16 protein-coding genes and 1 other annotated feature are annotated in these 22,073 nt (G+C 56.6%); of the genes, 11 read left to right on the top strand and 5 right to left on the bottom strand.

Going from position 1 to position 22,073, the window contains the following annotated elements:
• Positions 1–6: 6 nt before the first annotated feature.
• The gene (locus tag HPY71_06020) at positions 7–1,227 is read left to right on the top strand and encodes a class I SAM-dependent rRNA methyltransferase (protein ID NPV53063.1); all 1,221 of its coding nucleotides are present in this window, start codon (positions 7–9) and stop codon (positions 1,225–1,227) included.
• A 38-nt stretch (positions 1,228–1,265) separates the two neighbouring features.
• Here HPY71_06020 and HPY71_06015 read toward each other — a convergent pair whose 3' ends face one another.
• On the bottom strand, positions 1,266–2,102 hold the full coding sequence (locus tag HPY71_06015; GenBank protein ID NPV53062.1) for a hypothetical protein: 837 nt from the start codon (positions 2,100–2,102) through the stop codon (positions 1,266–1,268).
• Positions 2,103–2,233: 131 nt separating this feature from the next.
• Here HPY71_06015 and HPY71_06010 point away from each other — a divergent pair, with 131 nt between their 5' ends.
• The 4 genes from HPY71_06010 to HPY71_05995 all read left to right on the top strand — a co-directional run bounded on the left by HPY71_06010 (position 2,234) and on the right by HPY71_05995 (position 5,549).
• Positions 2,234–2,644 carry a hypothetical protein gene (locus HPY71_06010; GenBank protein ID NPV53061.1) on the top strand — a complete coding sequence of 137 codons (411 nt, stop codon included), beginning with the start codon at positions 2,234–2,236 and terminating at the stop codon, positions 2,642–2,644.
• Between the two features lie 14 nt (positions 2,645–2,658).
• Complete coding sequence (locus tag HPY71_06005) at positions 2,659–2,871, top strand: hypothetical protein (GenBank protein ID NPV53060.1); 213 nt, start codon at positions 2,659–2,661, stop codon at positions 2,869–2,871.
• A 43-nt stretch (positions 2,872–2,914) separates the two neighbouring features.
• Entirely contained in the window at positions 2,915–4,057 is a 1,143-nt protein-coding gene (locus HPY71_06000) for an ABC transporter ATP-binding protein (protein NPV53059.1), read from the top strand.
• 289 nt (positions 4,058–4,346) lie between these two features.
• Positions 4,347–5,549 carry a methyltransferase gene (locus HPY71_05995; GenBank protein NPV53058.1) on the top strand — a complete coding sequence of 401 codons (1,203 nt, stop codon included), beginning with the start codon at positions 4,347–4,349 and terminating at the stop codon, positions 5,547–5,549.
• Positions 5,550–5,687: 138 nt separating this feature from the next.
• On the opposite strand, the gene HPY71_05990 is transcribed toward HPY71_05995, so the two are convergent.
• From HPY71_05990 to HPY71_05980, 3 genes are all read right to left on the bottom strand, one after another.
• The gene (locus HPY71_05990) at positions 5,688–7,136 is read right to left on the bottom strand and encodes an NAD(P)/FAD-dependent oxidoreductase (protein ID NPV53057.1); all 1,449 of its coding nucleotides are present in this window, start codon (positions 7,134–7,136) and stop codon (positions 5,688–5,690) included.
• Between the two features lie 188 nt (positions 7,137–7,324).
• Positions 7,325–8,428, bottom strand: a complete 1,104-nt coding sequence (locus tag HPY71_05985; protein ID NPV53056.1) for an NADH:flavin oxidoreductase — start codon at positions 8,426–8,428, stop codon at positions 7,325–7,327.
• Positions 8,429–8,519: 91 nt separating this feature from the next.
• Complete coding sequence (locus tag HPY71_05980; GenBank protein ID NPV53055.1) at positions 8,520–10,301, bottom strand: hypothetical protein; 1,782 nt, start codon at positions 10,299–10,301, stop codon at positions 8,520–8,522.
• Between the two features lie 272 nt (positions 10,302–10,573).
• On the opposite strand from HPY71_05980, the gene HPY71_05975 reads away from it, so the two are divergent.
• Positions 10,574–15,586 (top strand): DEAD/DEAH box helicase, encoded by a 5,013-nt coding sequence (locus HPY71_05975; protein NPV53054.1) that lies wholly within the window; start codon positions 10,574–10,576, stop codon positions 15,584–15,586.
• Between the two features lie 124 nt (positions 15,587–15,710).
• Positions 15,711–16,119: a binding site (T-box leader), on the top strand.
• Positions 16,120–16,424: 305 nt separating this feature from the next.
• Complete coding sequence (locus HPY71_05970) at positions 16,425–16,916, top strand: tryptophan transporter (GenBank protein NPV53053.1); 492 nt, start codon at positions 16,425–16,427, stop codon at positions 16,914–16,916.
• A gap of 363 nt (positions 16,917–17,279) precedes the next feature.
• On the opposite strand, the gene HPY71_05965 is transcribed toward HPY71_05970, so the two are convergent.
• Positions 17,280–18,170: a hypothetical protein gene (locus tag HPY71_05965; protein NPV53052.1), complete on the bottom strand. Its 891-nt coding sequence runs from the start codon at positions 18,168–18,170 to the stop codon at positions 17,280–17,282.
• A gap of 390 nt (positions 18,171–18,560) precedes the next feature.
• Between HPY71_05965 and HPY71_05960 the strand changes: the two genes are divergently transcribed.
• The 4 genes from HPY71_05960 to HPY71_05945 all read left to right on the top strand — a co-directional run bounded on the left by HPY71_05960 (position 18,561) and on the right by HPY71_05945 (position 21,820).
• Complete coding sequence (locus HPY71_05960) at positions 18,561–19,418, top strand: IclR family transcriptional regulator (protein NPV53051.1); 858 nt, start codon at positions 18,561–18,563, stop codon at positions 19,416–19,418.
• Between the two features lie 18 nt (positions 19,419–19,436).
• Positions 19,437–19,766: a hypothetical protein gene (locus HPY71_05955; protein ID NPV53050.1), complete on the top strand. Its 330-nt coding sequence runs from the start codon at positions 19,437–19,439 to the stop codon at positions 19,764–19,766.
• 61 nt (positions 19,767–19,827) lie between these two features.
• A complete protein-coding gene (locus HPY71_05950) occupies positions 19,828–20,982 on the top strand; it encodes an aminotransferase class I/II-fold pyridoxal phosphate-dependent enzyme (protein NPV53049.1) in 1,155 nt (384 codons plus the stop codon).
• A 106-nt stretch (positions 20,983–21,088) separates the two neighbouring features.
• Complete coding sequence (locus HPY71_05945) at positions 21,089–21,820, top strand: amino acid ABC transporter ATP-binding protein (GenBank protein ID NPV53048.1); 732 nt, start codon at positions 21,089–21,091, stop codon at positions 21,818–21,820.
• The last annotated feature ends 253 nt before the right edge of the window (positions 21,821–22,073 follow it).

Here is a 22,073-nt window from a genome sequence, read left to right as displayed (position 1 = left end):
CCGATGATTTCGAAGGTTGTTCTCAAGAGGGGCCGGGAGGGAAGGCTGAGGGCGGGGCACCTGTGGGTATACCGGGGGGAGGTCGCGGGCATCGAAGGTGCGGCGGATTCAGGGCTTAGGCCTGGGCCCGGGCCCGGGGATGTGGTCGATGTCCTGGACGCCAGGCATAATTTCATCGGCCGCGGGTTCATAAGCCCCACGTCCAACATCCTGGTGCGGATTCTCACGAGGGACCCCGCGGAAATTATAGATGAAGCCTTTTTACGGAGGCGGGTGGAGCGCGCCGTCGCCTACCGGCGCAGGGTCGCGCCAGGGGTTGAGTCCTGCAGGATGGTTTTTGGCGAGGCCGATCTCCTTCCCGGCCTCATCGTCGACAAGTATGGGGACCTGGTTGTCCTGCAGACCCTGACCTGCGGGATGGATGCTCGAAAGGATGCTATAGCCGGGGTTGTAAGGGGAATTTTGAAGCCAAGGTGGATCTACGAACGCAACGATGCTCCCTCGCGGAGTCTCGAGGGGCTGCCGCCCAGGCGGGGATTCCTCCTGGCGGGCCTGGGCGGCGGTGACGGGCCGCCGGGGACCCAATTCGAAATCAGCGAAAACGGGCTCAGATTCTTGATCGACGTGGATATGGGCCAGAAGACGGGCAGCTTCCTCGACCAGAGAGAAAACCACGCTGCTATTGAGCCATGGTGCCCTGGCGCGCGGGTCCTCGACGCCTTCTCATACACAGGTGGGTTCGCGATCCACGCGGCAGCCTACGGCGCCGCAGAGGTCATGGGTATTGACATCTCGGGGGCGGCTGTCGAGATGGCGCGGCGGAATGCGGCGCTAAATGGGGTCGGCGACAGGTGCACCTTCGCGGTTGCGAATGCCTTCGATGAGTTGCGCGGGTACGAGGCGGCAGGTGAGAGCTTCGACATGATCATCCTCGATCCCCCGGCCTTCGCGAAGAGCAAGCGGGCGATCGAGGGCGCTCTCCGCGGGTACAAGGAGATCAACCTGCGCGCTATGAAGCTCCTTCGCGAAGGCGGAGTGCTCGTGAGTTGCTCCTGCTCCTATCACGTTACCGAGGACCTTTTCATGACGATGATTTACGATGCGGCCGCGGACGCGCGGAGGCAGCTCAGGGTCATCGAGATGAGAACCCAGGCAAAGGACCACCCCGTGCTCCTCGCCGTTCCAGAAACGCGCTACCTGAAATGCGCAATTCTCCAGGTTCTATGAATGAGGAGTGTGCGGCGTTCCAGGTCTTAGACGCTTGCTTAGACGGAACCAGGATCCAGGACGGAGCCGGGGCCTAACGCCTGAGACTGGGGCTCAACCGGGAGGCTCAGCACAAATAGAGCTCCCGGGCCCGGGGAGCGTTTGAGCTCGAGGCTGCCGCCGTGGAGTTGCGCTATGTGCCGGGCTACAGTTAATCCAAGACCAGTGCCGTTTTTCTTTGTGGTAAAAAACGGCGTGAATATGCGAGGTATTAAACTTCGTGGGACCCCGGGGCCCGAATCCTTGAACTTGATATCGATTCTATTGGTCTTCGCGTCGCTCTTGCTTTTGCTCAACGAAGTGCTGATACTGATCTCTCCCCCATCCGGCATCGCCTGTAAAGCGTTAACGACAAGATTCAAGATGGCTTGCCTTATCCGGCGGGCATCGCACAGGAACTCAGGGATATCAGTGGCATAGGCTCTAGATATGGTTACCGCCTGCAAGGCTGCCTGGGCCTGGACCAGGAGCAACACCTCATCCATCATTTCGTGGATATCTACTGGCTGGGGATCGTGCCTTTGCTGGTCCATCAAGAGCAGCACCTGAGAGAGCATATGGTCGAGGCGATCGATCTCCTTCATTATCTTCCCGGCATAGCGTTTGGCCGTTTCCATATCTGCCAGCCCGAGGCCGATCACCTGGGCCATGCCTTTCATTGATGTAAGGGGCCCTCGCAGCCTGTGGTTTACGCTTGTCGCTAGCTGCCCCAGGGTCGTAACAAGGTCAGTTGCAATAAGGAACTCGGTCATGCGCACGGATCCCGCTACTCCAACCCCGGGGATTACTATGGATTCTATGGGGTCATCCCCCCAAACATACTCGGCATTCCTCACCCCAATCCCCCCTCACAAGTTCCCCCAAAACCCCCCGGCAGCTGCGGAGGATACGTGGAAGCAAATAAAGACGAGCTACGAGGGCTTTTCCCGGCCATTCTTTCTCCTGGCTTTTTGGCTCTCTATTTCTCTTGATCTTTCTTATTAGATTATCCCCTGTAACCGATGAGTCATTTTCTCCAATATTTCGCCGATTCCTGCTGACTTTAACTTATCAAGCGAGAATATTTTATGAGGCCGACAATATTTATGAAACATTTGAGAGGCCTTCATTTAGAGCCCTGTGGCCGGAAGCCGGAAGGTCGGGAGGTTTAATAGTCGCCGTCTCGGCCCTTCCAGCTATGCTACTAGGGGCCGTTGTTAGGCAGGTATTTTCGCTAATAGAAGGCCGGGATCGGGGGCTGGTCGAGGTTAGAGAAGGCATCCAGGGGAGGGGGGAGGATCTCCTCTCCTTTAGCAGGGTCAATTCCCTTGGCTGGATGGTGGTCATAGGGCAAAGCTCGAAGTTGGAACTTGGAAAGCTATTTTGGGGATGCTATTAAAGGGGTGAGTTCGCTTGAATACCGAAAAGACAAGGACCTTGACAGGAGCATCTCGGGGCACTCAGGGCAGGCTTTTGACGGAGTTGCTTTTTTATGCAGCTCTCATAATTCTCATCATGATCACCTTGTTTCCCATATACTGGGTGGTGAGTACATCCTTTAAGAGCCCGCTCGAGGTCTATGCCATGCCGCCGCGCTGGTTCCTGGGCGGCCTGTATCTAACATAGCTGGTTTATCCGACATAGCTTGAAAGATTCAGGAGGAATCCTCATGCGTGTAGCGTTTGAGAATGTGAGCAAGAGATTTGGGGCCGTTGAGGCTGTAAAGGACCTGAACCTTGAGGTCGAGAGCGGTGAATTCCTTATTCTCCTTGGTCCCTCGGGATGCGGGAAGACGACAACCCTCAGGATGGTGGCGGGCCTCGAACGCCCGAACGGCGGGATCATCAGGATAGGGAATAGGGTCGTAAACGACATCTCTCCCAGGGATAGGGATATCGCCATGGTATTCCAGAACTATGCCCTCTATCCCCATATGAATGTCTTTGAAAATATCGCCTCGCCTCTGCGAGTGAAAAAGGTCCCAAACCATGAGATTAAGGAGCGCGTCCTGAACGTGGCGTCTCTCCTCAGGATAGAGCACCTCCTGGAACGCAGGCCCTCGCAGCTCAGTGGGGGGCAGGCCCAGCGTGTCGCGCTCGGGAGGGCTATCGTGCGGTCGCCCCATGTATTCCTGCTCGACGAGCCGCTCAGCAACCTCGACGCCAAGCTGAGGGTCCAGATGAGGGCCGAGCTCCAGAAGCTGCACCGCAGGCTCGGCATCACGACCCTCTATGTCACGCACGACCAGGAGGAGGCCATGACGGTGGGCCAGAAGATAGCCGTCATGAACCACGGGGTCCTTCAGCAGGCGGGCACGCCGCTGGAGGTTTACCGGAACCCCGCGAACAGGTTTGTTGCGGAGTTCATAGGCAGCCCTGCGATGAATATCTTCATCGGGCAGGTTACTACGGGTGACATAGGGGATGCAGGCGGCATAGGCGACAGGGGGCTCTGGGTAGATATGGATGACTTCAAGCTCCCCCTGCCCGGGCCGCTTGCCAGGGCGCTCGAGGTGGGTAGGACGAGCGGCACGGTGAGCGTCGGTATTAGGCCGGAGGATATACGGGTCTCGTGTGTGCCGCCGTCTCCGCTCCCGGGTGGGATCCTCCCGTGGCACATCGCGGGCAGGATTGAGGTGGTAGAGATCGTCGGGCGCGAGCTGCATATTTCAGTTGGTGTAGGGGGGAGTGAGATAACGGTCGTGGCTCCGACTGCCGAGGAGCTGAGGGTCGGGGGCGAGGCGTTTCTTACATTCCCCGAGAGGATATACCTGTTTGATGTCGAAACAGAGAAGAGGATCTACCCGGTGTAAGTACTAGTATTATTTTGGGTTGCGCCTTAGGATGAAGCCGGTCAGAACCCGGGCCGGCACCCGGTCAAAGTTAGACCGCCACCCGGCCAAGATCAGACCGGCACCTGGTTAAAATTGAACCCGGGCTTTCCCCAAAGCGGGTCAGAATTCAATCGGTTTTTCTTATAGCCCGGTCAAGCTTTAGCCGGTTTCCCTGGTTAACCTGGTCAAAATCTAGCCGATTTCCCCGGCCAGGTCAGAATTTAGCCGGGTCCGATACCAAGTCCGATCAGAGTAGGGGGAATGCGCGATGACTCACAGGGAGAGGGTGCTAGCATCTCTAAATCATGAGGAGCCTGATAGGGTAGCTATTGACTTCGGTGGGATGCGGTCCACGGGGATTCACGCCATGGCTTACAACCAGCTCAAGAAGCACCTCGGGCTCGCGGGCGGGAGGACCAGGGTCTATGATATAATGCAGCAGCTTGCGGAGCCGGAGAAGGAGGTGCTCGATATACTGGGGGGCGACGTTGTCCAGCTTCACCGGTATGAGCCGAGCTTCGGGGTGAATATACGGGCCTGGAAGAAGGGGACCCTGCTTGATGGCTCGGAGTGTGAGTACCCGCTAGATCTTAACCCCGTGGTTGCTGAGGATGGCAGTAAGCTGATCGTTCAGGATGGCACCGTGGTCGCCAGGATGCCTAAGGATGGCTTTTGGTATGATTTTGCCTATTTCCCGCTGGCGAACGCGGAGAGCTATAAAGATATTGATGAATATGAGTTCCCGGACATAACCGGGGAGGAGCTCGAGTTCCTGAGGGAAGAGGCGAAACAGCTTAAGGCCACCATGGGGGAGTATGCCGTGCTCGGCGCCTTCGGCGGGAATATATTCGAGAACGGTATGTTTACATTTGGGATAGAGAAGTTCCTGACGGAGATTGCGATAAACCCGAGGCTCGTGGAGTATTTCCTCGACCGCATGGCTGATAAGCATGTGGAGAACCTCAAGAAGTACATGGATGCCGTAGGGGACTATATCGACATCATCCAGATGGGTGACGACCTCGGCACCCAGAACGGCCTCTATATTTCCCGGGAAATGTACAGGAAACTTATAAAGCCGTACCAGGCGCGGGTGTATGAGGCGGCGCATAAGCTGAACCCGAGGGTCAAGGTTTTCCTGCATTCATGCGGGAGTATATACGATTTGATCCCCGATCTCATCGAAATCGGGGTGGATGTGCTGAATCCCGTCCAGACCACGGCCGCCAAGATGGACCCTGCCACGTTAAAGAGGGAGTTTGGCAGGGATATAGCCTTCTGGGGAGGCGGGGTCGATACGCAGACCGTGATGCTGTTCGGGACGCCCGACGAGGTGAGGAAGCAGGTCAGGGAGAGGCTCTCTATATTCGCGCCTGGCGGCGGCTACGTCTTCAACCAGGTCCATAACATCCAGCCCGGCGTGCCGCCGGAGAACATCGTTGCGGCCTATGCGGCGGCGCAGGGGCGCTAAAACCTCTCGGGCCGCCTACGGGCTGCAGGGCTGTTAGGGCACTCCGGCAGGCCAGGCCGGCGTGCAATATTCATAGCGACCTGAGCATTAGCATTAAGAGTTATGACGCCCTGGAGAAGCCCAGCAAACGCCTGTGCGTTAGTCCCGGGGACTACGCCATGGAGCAAGCTCACTCAAAATCCGGCCGTAAGCCCCCTCGGAGTGCATTATCTCGGCGAGCCAGGCGACGCGGCGCGGGTCGCGCCGCAGGAGGCGAAAGAACAGACCTCCTTTATTGAAAAAGATAGCAGTGAGGAGGAGCGAGCGTCGAAGCTCGGGCAGGAGGGCGCCATAGCACCTCCTGGTATACTCGCGCGCCAGGGGGTGCCCCGGGACTCCGTTATCATAATCACCATAGTCATCATGATCACGACCGAGGAAACCCGCTATGGTTTCCGCGGCTATGTTTGCGCTTCTCATTGCATTGAATATGCCCTCGCCCGTGAAGGGATCCACGAGGCCGGCGGCATCGCCAACGAGCAGGACCTGACCGCGTGCTATCGGGCGCCTGAAGCCGCCGGCGGGCACGAGATATTCCTTCGGTCCCCCCTGCTTAGCGGGGGAAATCGTTCGGATTTCCCAGCCCTTTGCGCGGGCCAGACTATCAAGGAAGGCTAAGAATGCTTGATGAGGCTTGCTTTGAGAAAGCGGCTCGTTTTGAGAAGGCGGCTCACCTGGGAAGGAGGCTAATGGTAGTGATGGTGGTGATGGTAGTGTAGGGATTGCCGGAGCTGTCGACCATAGCGTTTTTATGGACATCCGCCGGGTAAAAGCGAAAGCCGCGCAGCCGATGCCTACATTGACATGGTCGCCATGCGGGAAAAGCCAACCCGACCCGAAGAGCACAGGAGGAAAGCATATTTCGCCAGCGTTTCTCATGCTTCCCCCGTCAATTCTAACCCCCGTATCTTCAGCCGGACGATTGCGACAATTGGCGATATGCGCAACGGATATATCCATGCTACATGTCCGGGCCAGCTCCCACCATCGGAAGCGGGGCCGTATCCCGGCCAGCCGCGCCGTGGCGCTAAAGACCCCGTCCGCGCCAATAACAACCCTGGCCTCGAACTCCCCTTTTGACGTATCGAGCGAGAGCGCCGGAAGTGCCGAAGGCCCCTGGGAGGTCTCGCCGACGCCGGAGAGGCCTAGGAGCCGGCAATCATCAATGAGCCGGGCGCCAGCATTGCGCGCGGGCTCGGTTAAGAACCAGTCAAACGCTCGCCGCCTCACAGTGATCCCGAGCCTCGGGCGCCCGGGCAGGGAGATTCCAGAGACCTCATATGCGGGTTCCGCGTATACAGGCTCCATATGGGGCCCAAATGCCTTCAAGCCATATATCTCGGCCTCGACCAGGTCCTGCGGGACCCCCAGGCCCTCCTGTTCTAGCAGCGATAACGTCTTCGCGCTCACGACGCCGGCGCAGGGTTTGTCCCTGGGGAGCTTCTTCGCGTCGATGAGCAGGACGGCGAGGCCGTGAGCGGCAAGGAGGCGCGCGGCAGTGGAGCCGGCCGGCCCTGCCCCGACGATGATGACATCATAAGTCCTCATAAGTCCTGGGTTTTGAGACGAGATGCTTTCCTCCTAATTCTATTTCTACCCAACTTCATCCTACTAACTTTATCCTAATTCTATCATCCTAATTCTATCCCAACCCTATCCTAATTCCACCCTGGTCTTTAGTCCCATTCTAATTTGTTGGTTTTACCGGTTTGTCGATCTTGCCGGTCCCCATTTTGTCAATCCTTCCCCCATGGGCACCCGCCGCTCGCCCGCTTGCAGCCGTCCGCACACCCGCGGCACTTCATGATTTCCGAATCCCTACCCGCTATAGCCTTGTTTGCCCATTCCGGGTCGGCCAGCATCCCGCGCCCAACGGCGACCATATCCGCAATGCCCTGGGCCAGAATGGCCTTTGCAGTGGCCGGTTCCACGATACGACCCACTGCGATCACCGGGACCTTGACCGATTCCTTGATCGGTGCCGCGAGGCTCACGAGGCAATCAAACGGGTAGTCCTCCGGCAGGTCTGGACCCGAATCCCCAGGTAGGCCCCTTGAAACATTGATAAGGTCGACGCCTTCCTTCTCGAGCGCCTGCGCTACCTCCCGGCCCTCCTCGCGCGTGAGCCCTCCCTCCGTGAAATCCACCGCTCCCAACCGGTAACCAATGACGAAATCCGGTCCTACGCGCCCCCGCACCTCGCGGATGATTTCGATTGCAAACCGCATCCGGTTTTCGAGACTACCCCCGTATTCATCCGACCTCCTATTGCTTATAGGGGATAGAAACTGGGTTACGAGGAATCCGTGGGCACCATGTATCTCTACTCCATCAAAACCCGCGGCCTCCGCACGAGCGGCGGCGAGGCCAAAAGCCCTGATGATCGCACGAATCTCAGGCTGTGACAGGGCGCGGGGAGGTTCGTCGCCATTGCGCAAGCCCGGTACGACGACCGCCGAAGGTGCTACAGGTAGCTCGCCTATAACATCGCGACTGGTGTTGGCGCCGGCGTGGTTCAGCTGTATGAGGACCCTAGCCCCCGCCTTACGGCACGCAAGGGCTATCCGCCTGAGGCCGGGAATCTGCTCGTCATCCCAGATGCCAAGCTGAGACCTGGCCAGCTTCCCGTTGGGCATGACCGAGGTCGCCTCCACGATTATAAGCCCGGCGCCCCCTCTCGCCCGGCGGGCGTAGTGCTCAACAAAACGGTCTGTCGCCTTGCCGGACTCATCGGCCCAGCCAAATCTAACCATGGGGGGCATCACTATGCGATTGCGAATATGGGTGTTTTTTATGGTTAAAGGGGTATCAAGTTGTGGAATACCGATCATGCTTATCATACGTGACATCTTTCCCCTCTCTGCTTTGAGAATGCCTCTGCAAGGGCCATTTTCATCTTTGATGTCGTCACAGGTATATATAGTATGTAGGCTATTCGCTATACCAGGTGTATAGCTTCCAGCTTTCCCTATCCGCATACATGATTTTGTTCTGACGGAGCAGTTCCCTTGCATTATCGTCGAAGCCGCTGCTGCTATAGAAGATATAATACCCTTTCATCCCGAGCCTGTCGGCTGTCTCCTTTACCTTGAGTAACTCCTCCACCTCGCCCTGCCCGGCCTTTCTTTCATGACCCTTTACATTTATTATGAGATCCTGACCCTCTTCAAGGCTTTTTGCCCATATATTTATCTCGTATTCCCGGCCTCCCTCGAGGTTTATCCTGGCTGATTTCACTTCCCGGTACGAGGTGAACTCGGCACCCTCCTGGTAGTTATACACCTTATCCCTGAGTCTGTCTCCTTCCTTCTTGTATTCCTCGAATCTCAAGTAGCGCATCAACAAATACTCCAGGATGTGTCCCTTGTGGTAACCATACAGGCCTTTGAGTCCCCGCAGTTCTCGTCTTAGCTTCTCTATCTCGGCCTTTTGCCTCTTTCTCTCCTCAGCCAGGGCATCCTCGAGGGGGAGATTCTCTATCTCCTCTTCATACTTATACCTGAATACCTTGTAGAAGATATCATCCCTCATCCCGCGATACCTCAGGCTCGTGCTCCCCTCAGCTATGAGGTCCCCCTTGACCAGCATCTGGAGCTTCTCCTCGGCCTCGCGGTCAGTGTAGTCGAGCTTGAGGCGCTCTATGATCTCCTGCCTTGTCCACTCCTTATCACGGTTCTTTGAGAGAAAGAGCACTATCTTCTTGGCATTCAGGTCATTCACCTGCCCAAGGGTCCTGCCTATATACTCGAGCCATGTCCCGTAGATGGTGCCCCTACGGAGCTCATACTCTATAGTGTCCAGGAGCCCGTCCACTGTGGTGAGATCCTTGTTCTTATACGTGCTCCGTATTACAGCGCTTATGTAGAAGGGATCTGAGTCCACGAGCTTATTGAGATATACAGCTACATCCTCTGCCACAGGCACCCCTGTTATGAGGCTATAGTTCAGGGCAGCCTCGAGGCCTTCCTCCTCTGTGAGGTTGCCGAGCTCCATCTCGATGAACCTGCCCGGCAGCTGCATGTGGATTATGTTCTTGAGCCAGCTCACCCAGCTACCGGTCACGAGCAGGGGGGCTATCTTGGACTCCGCAAGTGAAAGATACGAGCCCGCGAGGTCATTAGCGACCCTGGTCTTTTCCCTGTCCCAGTATATCTCGCTATTCAGGAACTGGAATTCATCTATGATCTGGACTATGTAGTCCCCGGTTACACTGGCGATCCTGTGTGGGGCAGATTGGGCGTGGTCCCATATGGTGTCAACCATGTGTGTGCGGGCTAGCTTCTCCTTGAATAATGGAATGTCGTCAGCCACAACATCCAGACCATGCTTACGGGCCTGTTCAGCGAGGGTATCAAGGTTAGAAGACTTCCTGCAAAGGCCGGGGTTCCGGGTCTTAAACCCGATATAATGTGATATAAAGGTGGCATAGAAAACCTCTGCAAAGTCGACTATCCACTTGCTTCCCTCTTTTACCTCGAAGTAAAAGGGGATGACCTTGCCGTTCAGGGTATAGACGATATTATACAGCCTCTCGACGAGCGCTGTCTTGCCCTTCTTCCTCCTGGAGAGCAGGGCTGTGGAGCGGGAGAGCTTTCGGGGTATATTATCCACCCATTCTTCAAGAAAGGATAGCTCCTCTCTCCTCCCGACAAAGAGCTCGGGCTGGCCTATCCTCTCCTCTATGGCATAAATTAGATCTCCTTGGTGCTTCATGTCATTCATCACCCCGCCCCAATCATGTCTCGTACAAATATAGCTTCATGTATAGCTTCATGCCGGGCCTCGCGAGTCTGTGGTGAGCCCTCGTGGCCCGGCTAAATCTGGGATTGAATACCATATCTATTCTACCCTACCATTTTATCTTCTTCAAGCCCTAATTATACTTGGTCCAGGTTCCAGCGGAGGTTGTTTTTAGAATAAAACTACGATATCATAAAAAGGAACCTTTAGAGGTAAGAACGAAGTAGGGGGTCATGAGGAGAGGGATGAAAGAGATTATGAACTTTTCCTTTTCTCAATTTCATCCGGCGATAGCAGCCTGGTTTCAGGAGACCTTTCGCGAGCCGAGCCCGCCACAGGCGCGAGGGTGGCCTGCCATCGCCGGGGGTAAAAACGTCCTTCTCCTGGCTCCTACCGGCTCGGGCAAGACGCTGGCGGCCTTTCTCCAGTGCCTGAATTGGCTCTACAAGCGAGTCGAGGCGGGGGAGGATATCGGCGGTGGAGTTCAAGTCCTTTACATATCCCCTCTCAAGGCCTTGAATAATGATATATATCGCAACCTCGAAATTCCGTTAGACGGTATAAAGCGCACGGCGGAACGCATGGGCCTGCAATTACCCCGTTTGACCTCGGCAATCCGGACCGGAGATACCCCTGCGAGGGAACGCCAGGCGATGTTGAAGCATCCGCCGCACATCCTCATCACCACCCCGGAGTCTCTCTTTCTGATGCTGTGCTCCAGGGCGCGGGAGATATTGAGAAGCGTCAGGTTCGTTATCGTAGATGAGATCCATTCGCTCTTCCCGACAAAGCGCGGGGCCCATCTTGCAATCAGCGTGGAGCGCCTCGAGGAGCTGGCCGGGCACCCCCTCCTGCGAATTGGGCTGTCGGCTACGCAGAGGCCCCTCGAGGAGGTCGCAGCGTTTCTCGGCGGTGGCGTTTCGAGCGGCAGCGGCCTGGAGTGGACCCCTCGCCCGGTCGAGATCATTGATACGGGCCAGCGAAAGGAGCTGGACCTTTTGGTTCAGGTGCCCGTAAATGACCTGCGGGAGCTGCCCGAGAAGACGGTCTGGCCGGAAATCTACAGGTGCCTGCTGGGCCTGGTTCTCGAGCACCGTTCGACCCTTATCTTCGTTAACAACAGGAGGGTTGCGGAGCGGATAGCAGCCAATCTCAATGACCTCGCCCGTGATGTTCACGATCTTCCCGACATCGCCAGGGTTCATCACGGGAGCATGTCACGGGAACACAGGCTGGAGGTTGAGGAGCTCCTGAAAGAGGGCAAGCTGCGCTGCCTTGTGGCTACCTCCTCTATGGAACTCGGAATCGATGTCGGTTCCATAGACCTGGTCATCCAGGTGGAATCCCCGCACGAGGTGGCTCGAGGCCTTCAGCGGGTGGGGCGGGCTGGCCATGTTGTGGGGCTTCCCAGCAAGGGGCGGGTTGTCGTCAAGACGCGCATGGACCTCCTCGAGGCGGCGGCTATAGCCCGTGAGATGGGGGCCGGCCGCATCGAACGGAGCCGCGCCCCTATGAATTGCCTTGACGTCCTCGCACAACAAATCGTGGGGCTGGCGGTCGATCGTGCGACGCCGGTGGACGACCTGTACCGGCTTGTGAGGCGGGCATATAATTACCGGCATCTCCCGTGGAAGGACTTTGAGGCGGTTCTTGCCGCGCTCTCGGGGCAATTCGGGGCGGATGAATTCATAGACCTCAAGCCGAGGATCTTCTGGGACAGGGTTAACGGCCTCGTGCGGGCGAGCGAAACCGGTAAGCACCTGGTATACACGAGCGGGGGCACCATCCCCGACAGGGGGTATTTCGGGGTTTACGCGGCTGATTCACCTGTACGCCTAGGTGAGCTCGACGAGGAGTTTGTATATGAGCGCCGTGTAGGAGACCGGTTTGTCTTGGGAACGAATACATGGGAGATAGAGGAGATCCGGCAGGATAGGGTTATAGTATCTCCGGCCAGGGGCGCGCCGACCGTCCTTCCGTTTTGGAGGGGAGAGGGATTCGGGCGGCCTTATGAACTTGGATGCACCCTGGGTCGTTTTCTCGAGGAGGTCGCGGCGCGGCTGGATGAGCCTGACCTCCCCGGGTGGCTCAGGCGCGAGTGCCTAACGGATGAGGCTGCCGCCCGGAACCTCCGGGATTACCTCCTGGCTCAGCGCAGGGCGACGGGGGTCCTGCCGTCGAACTGCTCTATGATTGTGGAGGAATTCCGCGACGAGCTCGGGGAGTGGCGCGTCGTGATCCATTCACCATTTGGACAGCGCGTTAACGGGCCCCTCGCGATGCTTCTCACGGATATGTTGTATAAGGAATACGGGCTCCAGGTCGAATCCGTGCGAACCGACGACGGCATCCTGTTTTTGTGCCCCGCTGCCCCCGAGCCTCCCTTCATCGATCCCGCGTCTTTTGCTGCGTCCCTTGACCCGGACGACCTGGAGAGGAAACTTGCCGTGTTGGTCAGGCCGACCCCGCTTTTTGGTATGGTATTTCGGCACAGCGCTGAGCGAGCCCTCATGCTGCCGCGCGGCCCTTACGCGAGAAAACGGACGCCGCTCTGGCTATCCAGGCTCAAGGCGGCTGATCTGCTCCAGGTAGTAGACCGCTATCCGTCTTTTCCAATCGTTATGGAGACCTACAGGGAGATCTTGAGCGAGGTTTTTGATGTTGAGGGGTTGCGGGAGGTGATCACGGGGCTGCGCACCGGCGCGATCCAGGTGCACCGTTGCCGCCGGGCCGCCCCGTCGCCCTTCGCCCAGCCGCTAGTCTTCGGCCTTGTAGCGGCCTATATGTATGAGGCTGACCTTCCCAAGGGGGAGCGCAGGTTGCATGCCCTCTCCATGGATCAGAGCGCGCTCAGGGATCTGCTGGGACGGGCCGGTCACGCTCAACTGCGCCATGTCCTCGACCCGCAGGTGATCCGCGAGGTTATCGATGATGCCCTCCACGGGGGCGGAGCGGGGCATGGGGTAGGGCGGGAATTTCGAAGCGCCGATGAACTGCACGCATGGCTGCTCAGGGCCGGGGAATGGGTCGAGTGCGATGGGTCCTTTGATGATATCAGGTCCTCTGATACCGGAGACGATTCCAAGCTTTGCAGTTTTCTAGCCGAGCTCCGGGCTGCGGGGCGGGCGGTGCATATAGGGTGGGTCGCGGGTGCGGGCTCCGATTCGGGTTCCGATTTAGGATTGGGTTCGAGATCTGGTTGGAGATCGAGTTCGGGCGGTGGGGCCTGCAGGATGAAGCGGGCCTGGATCGCCGCCGAGAACCTGCTGGACTACCGCGCCGCGCTGGGGAACCGGCTGGAGCTAGTCGATTTTGCGGATGCGGGCTTGGGCCTCGCGGAGGATGGCGCCCCAAGCGGCGCTGAGGAGGCAAGGGATAGGGTTATACGCCGTTTCGCGCGGGCCCGCGGCCCGTTCAAGGTTGAGGATGCTGCGTGTTTTTATGGATTCTCCGAGGAGGAAGTCAGGGCATCTCTCTTGAGGCTGGAGGCGGCCGGATTCCTCCGGAGCGGGGAGTTCCTCCCTGATGGGACGGGCCTTGAATGGTGCGATGTTGGTCTGTTGCAGCAGATTTACCGGCGCAGCCTGGCAAAGGCCCGGCGGGAGGTGGCGCCGCGCGCCCCTGAGGATTACTGCGCCTTCCTCGCCCGCTGGCAGGGCATCGGCGCTCCCGGGGCCGGGGTGGAGGCCCTCAGCCGGGCTCTCGAACAACTTGCGGGAGTATTTCTACCAGCTGGGCTCTGGGAAGGTGGCGTCCTGCAGGCCAGGATACGCGGGTATGAGCCGGGGCTCCTGGACCAGTTGATCAGCAGCGGCTTTTTCACATGGTTTGGGCGAGGAAACGGGGAAGAAATCGAGATCGCCATCTGCCCGGCCGGCGAGTTCCCCGGAAGTCCCGGGAGCTCCCCCGCTGTGGCCCATATAATAGCTGGTGCTAATGTAGCTAGTGCTAGTGCTAATGGTAATATTGATTTTGCTGCTGATCCTAGTGTTGGCGCCGGTGCTCGCTTGGACGGGGCTGGGGTTGATCTGGCGGGCGTTTCCGCGCGGATCATGAATGCGCGCGCGGAGATAACCGCCCTCATGGAGAGGAGAGGCGCGCTTTTCCTGCCGCAAATCTGGCAACAAACAGGGTTATCCGTTGATGAGATTCTCCTTGCCCTGGAGGAGATGGTGCGCCGCGGGGAGGTTACAAACGATACATTCAGCGCTCTGAGAGGCATCCTTGCGGCCGGTGTCAGGCCGAGGGATCGTGATGGGGGCGCAGGCTGTGGTGCGGTCCAGGCAGGCTCAGGCTGGAGGCCGGGCATCAGGAGGGTCGGGCCTGGATTCAAGGCCGGGCGCGGGTCTATCGGAGGCCGTTCAGGCCGCTCCGCCCTGAATTATTCTATGCTGAACCAGATGGGGAGATGGTCCCTTGTTGAATGGCCGCAGGCCGGGGCTCCACGGGGGAATACAGGATGGAGGAGTGCGGGAGAGATGCACCGCGGCTGCCAGCATGCTTGCGGCGGGGATAGTCTTGGGGATAGTTACAGAGAAGATAATCCTGGAGAAGGTCGTAATTGTTGTAATTCCAGCGAGGACCGGATGGCGAGTGACCTGGCGCAGGCATGCAAGCGTCTCCTGGCGCGTTACGGCATCGTCAGCAGGGAAGTGGCGTCCCTGGAGGGATTTGCATGGGGGCCGCTGAACGAGATCCTCGCAGGTTGGGAGATGGCCGGCAGGGTGCGCAGGGGATACTATGTCCGGGGGCTATCTGGTATCCAGTACGCGACGGCAGATGCAGTAGATGGCCTTCGCTTGCCACGCGATGCGGGTCTACCCAGATTTTGGGGGCTCGTGGTAGGCGACCCGGCAAATCCATGGGGAAGCCTATTCCCCTGGCCTGTTGCTCCCGGCCCTGCCTCACCCGTCCCGCGTCCGCACCTTGCTAGCTCAGCTATGCCGGTGCTTCCTCTGATCCCATCGGCCGTCGTATTCAGGGAGGGAGCCCCGGTTATCGTTGCCGGGGGTAACAAGGTGAAGATCGTGTCGCTTGCATCCTCTGGTGGTGATATTGATAACAACACCAGTGATCTGGCGTGTGCTCTGGGGGAACTTACCAGGGTCCTTAGATGGGTTCATTATTTGAGGGGGCGCCGCAACCGCATAGAGATAGCCGAGTGGAATGGCAGGCCGGTTGCTGATACTGCGGCCGGCGAGATCCTGGCCGGCCTTGGCTTCGAGCGCGGTCCGAGAACGATGATCAAATGGGCGTGAGATGGATATTGGGATAGATTTCGTATAGATGTATGCAGATTATGTAGATTTCGTCATTGACAGCGCTATATGCCGCCTGTTATAATTTATTTAAAATAAACTATATACATATAGGGCCAGTAAAATAAGGGCGATGACCGGGGAGAGTAGGCACGGGCTGTGACGGTCTAAGAGAGCCGGCGCTGGTGGGAATCCGGCACCGTGGACTGTGCCGAATGGGCCCGTGAGCCGCAGGCTGAACGCGGGGTAGCGCGGGAGATAGCGAGGTGGCTCGCCAGTAGGCTGTGCCGGAAGGCTCCCACCGTTATCAGGGAGAGAGCATCGACGAAAGCTGCCTCTCGCTATGTTGTTTTATTTTCTTGTTGTCGCTTTGGTTTGGCGTTAATTGGGGCTGCTGTTGTCCCGACAATGTTGTTGCGTCATCAGAGTAGTGGGGTGCGCTGAGGTCCGTGCTTTATGAGAGTGGGCTTGCTACTACATATTACAGGGCAGGCCAATCAGGGTGGCACCGCGGGAAAACCCTCGTCCCTCATTCAGGGGCGGGGGTTTTTGTTATGCACCTGGTCCTCGGCTCAGCCCCGGCGGTTCCCCCTGTTCTCCATCTCTACTCCACGGGCCGGCGAGGGTGGAATGGTCGAATGGTCACGGAGTGAGTAGTCGCGGAGTGAGTGGTCACGGAGCGGTCGGCTAGGGAACATTGAGGCGGGTCGGAGCCGGAACCGGGGAACCGAGAATCGGGAAACCAGAGGAAGTCATGCAAAAAACAAAAGACAAGTAAATGAAAAGAAGGGGGATGTGACGAGTGAAATTGAACAGATTCGTCAGGGTCGCTTTGCTTATGGCTATCGGGCTCATACTCCACTATGTTGTTCCTCCAATCGTTCTCGGCATGAAACCTGATCTCCTTCTCAGCATGTTATTTATTGTAATTTTGATGGAAACCGATCTTAAACTGGCACTTGAAGCCGGGATCATTGGTGGGATCCTGACCGCGCTTACGACAGGGTTTCCTGGAGGGCAAGTCCCGAACCTCATCGACAAGATTATCACAACATTCTTCGTGCTTGGGTTAATAGGGCTGCTGCGCCATAGAGTGAGTGACAGGATATTGCTTTTTGTAGTGCCCATACTCGGGACGATAGTGAGCGGCGCGGTATTTTTGGGGTCAGCGCTCTTGCTCGTCGGGCTGCCGGGGCCCTTCAAAGTGCTTTTTACAACGGTGGTGCTCCCGGCTACGCTGGTTAATACCATAGCAGTAGTCGTCCTCTACCCGCTGGTCCTAATGAGCGAGCGAGCGGTGAGCGGGAAGCAGAAACTTAAGACGACTTGATTTAGAGCCGTGGAGCCAAAATTAAGAGTTCAGGAGATTAGATTATCTCCGAGTGTTCGAGTGCTAATGGTGTATTAGGTATTAACTGCAGGCTAATTGTAGGCCTGAGCCTATGGACATTCATAGGCTCAGGCCCATCCCCTATCGTTGTCTATTGTGCACCTCTTGTGGCCTGTGGTTGGCTGCGCATTGCATGGACCTGCATCATCAGCCGAGCCGACCTCGCCGCGCGTTCAGGTAGGGTGCTTCCCGGCACCCTACCCTACGCGCAGCGCAAGCTAACCAGTTAATGGAGGCTAACCAGCCAATAAATCGGTACCGTCAACTGATCCGCTACTTCATTTGCCCCTTGCCGGCTGTTTTTCACCCGCGGCGCAGCCGGTACGAGCGCCTTGGTGGCACAGGCTTGGAGATATCCTCATACTTAACCTTGTATTTGCCGGCTATCCCCCTCCAGCTGGTCCCGCGCGCCCTCAGGGCCAGCACGCTGGCGGGTGCCACGCGCGCACGCGCCGAGAGGTTCAAGGCCACAGTGATGTCAGAATATGTATAGCCCTTCGTGAGCCAGATTGTTATATCGCGCTCCGGCACGGCGTAGTATTCCGAGAGGAACCTCGCGTACATAGCCCGTTCGAATCCGTCGTCATTGTACCCGCTGTAGCTGCTGTATCTCCTATAAACCGCAACCCTACTGTAGCCGTGACCCTTCTTCTTGGTCTTCATGATGCTGGAGGCCAGTTTTCCCCAGCCGTGGCCCTTCCGGCGCATCACCAGGACCTCTGTGGGGCTATAGTAGCTGTCCGCTGATATATAAAAGAGGGAAACGAGTGCCGTGGGCGTAGGCGGCATTGATCCGCTCCCCCAGCTCTCGAATTCAAAGATCATATGATTATCCACTCCAAAAAATGCTGACATGCAGCCGAGGAAGAGGGCATCGGCGACTTCCGCGTCGGGATTGTTGACCGCCAGGTGGAAGGATACCGAGGGGTCGCTCGATCCTGTAAATGTTATTGAAAACGAGGCTGATCCGGACCCCGATTTGGGCGGCTGCGATAGCCCAACGGCCAGAGCTGTTTGCGGTGACGCCTCCATAACTGACGCCCCCATGGGGACCGGCAGCAGCACGCCAGGGGGGCTGGCCAGGTAAATCCCCAGGCAGAGGATAGCGCCGACTATGGCGGCTGCGATTAGCTTTAGGGCTGCTTTAACGTATTTCCCCGTGAGGTATCTTTCTATGCCGACAATGCCCTTCACAACGAATCCCTCCATCCCCCATCTTATTAGATTCAAGTTTCACCTCAGGTTAACTCTCACCCGGGCTGCGCGGGGCTACCCTGAATCTCCGTAACGAGCCGAGCTTTGGCATTTTACTCCTGCACGTAAAGTTATTCGATAGAAGGTAATAGGGTGAGTCTCAAGGGTACTGGTCTGGAGGAATTTCCCGTTAAATTTTAAGGGAAGGTAGAAGGAAAAACATAACGAGTATAGAATTATATTTTATACGGAACATTGTTCAGTATTGCTGAACACCATGATGATGCGATAATAATTCGCCGTTGGCCGTGATAGCTTCGATTCTTGATACTGGAGGTAATTGGCCATTACCAGGTACCAGCTAATATTGAGATGATCTGGTGGTTTTAGATGCGCGCCATCCAGGGGCTTGACCGGGACCGTGGGAACACGGTCAAGTCGCTTTTTAAAGTAATGGATATACTCAGGTGTTTTTCCGAGGACAAGCCCGAGTGGGGTGTGAGCGAACTCAGCCGGCGCCTCGACCTGCCCAAGAGCACGGTGCATAGCATTCTCGCGACCCTTGAGAAAGGCAGGTTTGTAGAGAAAAACCCTAGCAATAATTGCTACAGGCTCGGCCTGAGGATATTTGAGCTGGGTTACGTAGTTCGCTGTAGCATGGGCATTCGTGAGTATGCGATTCCCTATCTCGAAGATCTCCAGGAGAAGACCCAGGAGATAGTCTATCTGACCGTCCCATGCGAGGGCGAGGTCCTGTATATTGAGGCAGTCTACCCATCGAAACGGCTGGTTCATTACTCGATTGTAGGACGCAAGGCCCCAATGCACTGCACAGGGGTTGGCAAAGCGATTCTCGCCTATCTCCCGGACGAGGTGGTCGACGAGATTATCCGCATAAAGGGCCTGACCAGGTATACTGAGAACACCATCACCGACGCCCAGGCTCTGAAGAGGGAGCTCGCCCTCACCCGGCAGCGCGGCTATTCAATAGACAACAGGGAGCACGACCCCGGGATCAAATGTGTAGCCGTGCCCATAAGGGATAGGCGGTCAGGGAACGCGGTCGGTTCTATAAGCGTATCCGGGCCCGCCCTGCATTTCTCAGACGAGCGTATACCGTATTATGCGGAGCTCGTCATGGATACCGCGCGACAGATAGGCAGGAAGGTCATGGAGCTGCCGTTTTCTGACGCAGTTATCCTGCCAGCTCATGGCGAGGGTGTGGCACAGGGTTTGCGGCTACCGTGACTGGCAACTGTCCTGGGGTTGGGTAGGGCTGTCGCCATATTTATAGGGCGTGTCAGCTTAGTTTACCTGTATGTCACACGTCCATTGACTCCTTATGGAACTAGGGGTTATATTAAGGCTAACGCCAGGGTTGAGATCCGACAAATCATGGGGGTAGATTACGGAATGTTCGGCGAGTATTTTTACACCAAAATTCTTGAACATCGTTCAGTATTCCTGAACGATGGAGCCGCCGGGAGGCATAACCTGACGAGAATCATATCCTGGGAAACACCTGAAAGATACAGGAACACATATCTCATGAAGATATATCAAGAACGACATATCAGGGATAAAGGGATAACATGACATATGTATTGAGGCGATATCATTGGGGACAGAGCTCGATCCTGAAGGGGGTAATGATCCGTTGAAGCCTTTATCGGACAATGTAGTGAAGATACCACGATCCGGCATCCGCGGGATCATGGACGTTGCGGAGCAAATGGACGATGTCATCCACCTGGAGGTTGGCCAGCCTCACTACGACACGCCCGCGCATATCAAGGAGGCCGCCAACAAAGCGCTCCAGGATGGATATACGAGGTACACGCCCAACGCAGGATTACCTTCCCTCAGGGCCTTGCTTGCGGATAAGCTGAGGCACATTAATGGGATAAATATCTCTCCCGAGGGCGTTGCGGTAACCCCTGGAGGCGTATTCGCGTGCGCATCGGCGCTCTTCACCATCGCCAAGGCCGGCGACCAGGTTCTCCTGCCGGAGCCCGGCTGGCCCAATTATAGCTTCCAGACCCGGGTTATCGGGGTCGAGCCTGTATACTACCACCTGAACCCGGCTACAGGATTCCTGCCTGATGTAGACGAGATGCGTTCTCTCATTAATGAGAGGACCCGGGCTATCTTGATCAACTCGCCTTCGAATCCATGTGGGAGCGTGTTCCCGGAATCGGTATTGCGAGGCATTCTCGATCTTGCGCGCGATCATGATCTATACTTGATCTCCGATGAGGTATACGAGGATATCGTGTACGAGGGTAAACACTACAGCCCCGGAGCCTGGGATGACGAGGGCCGGGTCCTTACGGTCTTCAGCTTTTCGAAGGCATACGCGATGACAGGCTGGCGGATCGGTTATGTAGCTACCACGGAGGAGATATGCAAGAATTTCTCCAAATTCTCCGAGTCAATGGTTTCATGCGTCAGCTCGGTATCGCAGAAGGCCGCGGAGGCGGCTATAACAGGCCCGCAGGATTCTATAGCTGCAATGGTTGCGCAGTACAAGCGCAACCGGGACATCATCCTGAGCGCTTTTGCTGAAGCTGGCGTAGTTGCGTACAAGCCAGCCGGCGCATTCTATATGCTTCTGGATATCGGGAACACAGGTTTAGATTCATATACCTTTACTCTAAAGTTGCTCGAGGCCAAACACGTGGCGGTGGCTCCTGGATTGACCTTTGGACCCCAGAGCGACAATTACGTTCGAATATCGTTCTGCAAGGATGAAGAGTCGATCGTTGAGGGCGCCAGGAGGATCGCCGAGTTTATGAAGGCGGCGAGAAGTTAGCCATGAGGGGTCAGGGGCAAATAAGAGGGGCAATAAGAGAGGCAATAGACGGTAGGCTAAGCAGTAGATGTAGATAAGGAATAGAGGAGAAGAGGAGAGTCTTTAGATGGGCGATACCATCATAAGCCTCAAAGGCGTAGAGAAATGGTATGGAAGTCACCACGTGCTTAGAGGGATAGACCTCACTATCGAACGCGGGGAGGTGCTTGTCCTGATAGGACCGTCCGGTTCAGGGAAGTCGACGCTTCTGCGTTGCATCAACGGACTGGAGGCCATTCAGGGCGGCGAGATTATAGTGGATGGGTTTAATGTCAAAAGTCGACAAGGGCTGGTAGCTCTTCGAAGAGAAATAGGCTTTGTATTCCAGTCGTTTAACCTCTACCCGCATATGACAGTTCTCCAGAACATAACACTGGCGCCGATAAAAGTCAGAAAGATGAAGAGGGCCGAGGCCGAGGAGATAGCAATGTCCTATCTGAACCGCGTGGGCATCGCGGATCAGGCCCACAAATATCCCGCGGCTCTCTCAGGAGGCCAGCAACAACGCGCTGCGATCGCCAGGGCGCTGGCGATGAGCCCCAAGATAATGCTCTTCGACGAACCGACGAGCGCCCTCGATCCGGAAATGATTGCCGAGGTTCTGGATGCCATGATTGATCTGGCCAAGGGGGGGATGACCATGGTCGTCGTGACGCACGAGATGGGCTTCGCCAGGGAGGTTGCGGACAGGATCGCCTTTATGGATCAAGGTTTAATTATAGAGATGGGGACCCCTGAGCTCTTCTTTACGGGCCCACGTGAGGAGCGGACAAAGAAATTCTTGAGCCAGATACTTTAATGCCCTGATTTCTCATGAGATTCCTACGAGGTGAGGTGGTGGTGCGAGGGTAAAAGTAAAAGACAAGTCTAATGAAGCAGAGGTATGGGGAGCTAAGTACAGGTGAAGTATGAGTGAGGCATAAGTGAGACATATGAGGAGGCCGGGTTTGTAATTGAAGGCCGGAGGCAATCGGCTAGCTAGAGTGTTTAATTTAAAATGTAAGGCATCAAAGATAGATACACCAAGGATATATCCAAAGATATCTGAGGAG

The sequence above is a fragment of the Bacillota bacterium genome, assembly GCA_013178125.1.
GTDB lineage: Bacteria > Bacillota > SHA-98 > Ch115 > JABLXJ01 > JABLXL01.
This window is presented reverse-complemented; position numbering and strand designations above follow the sequence as displayed.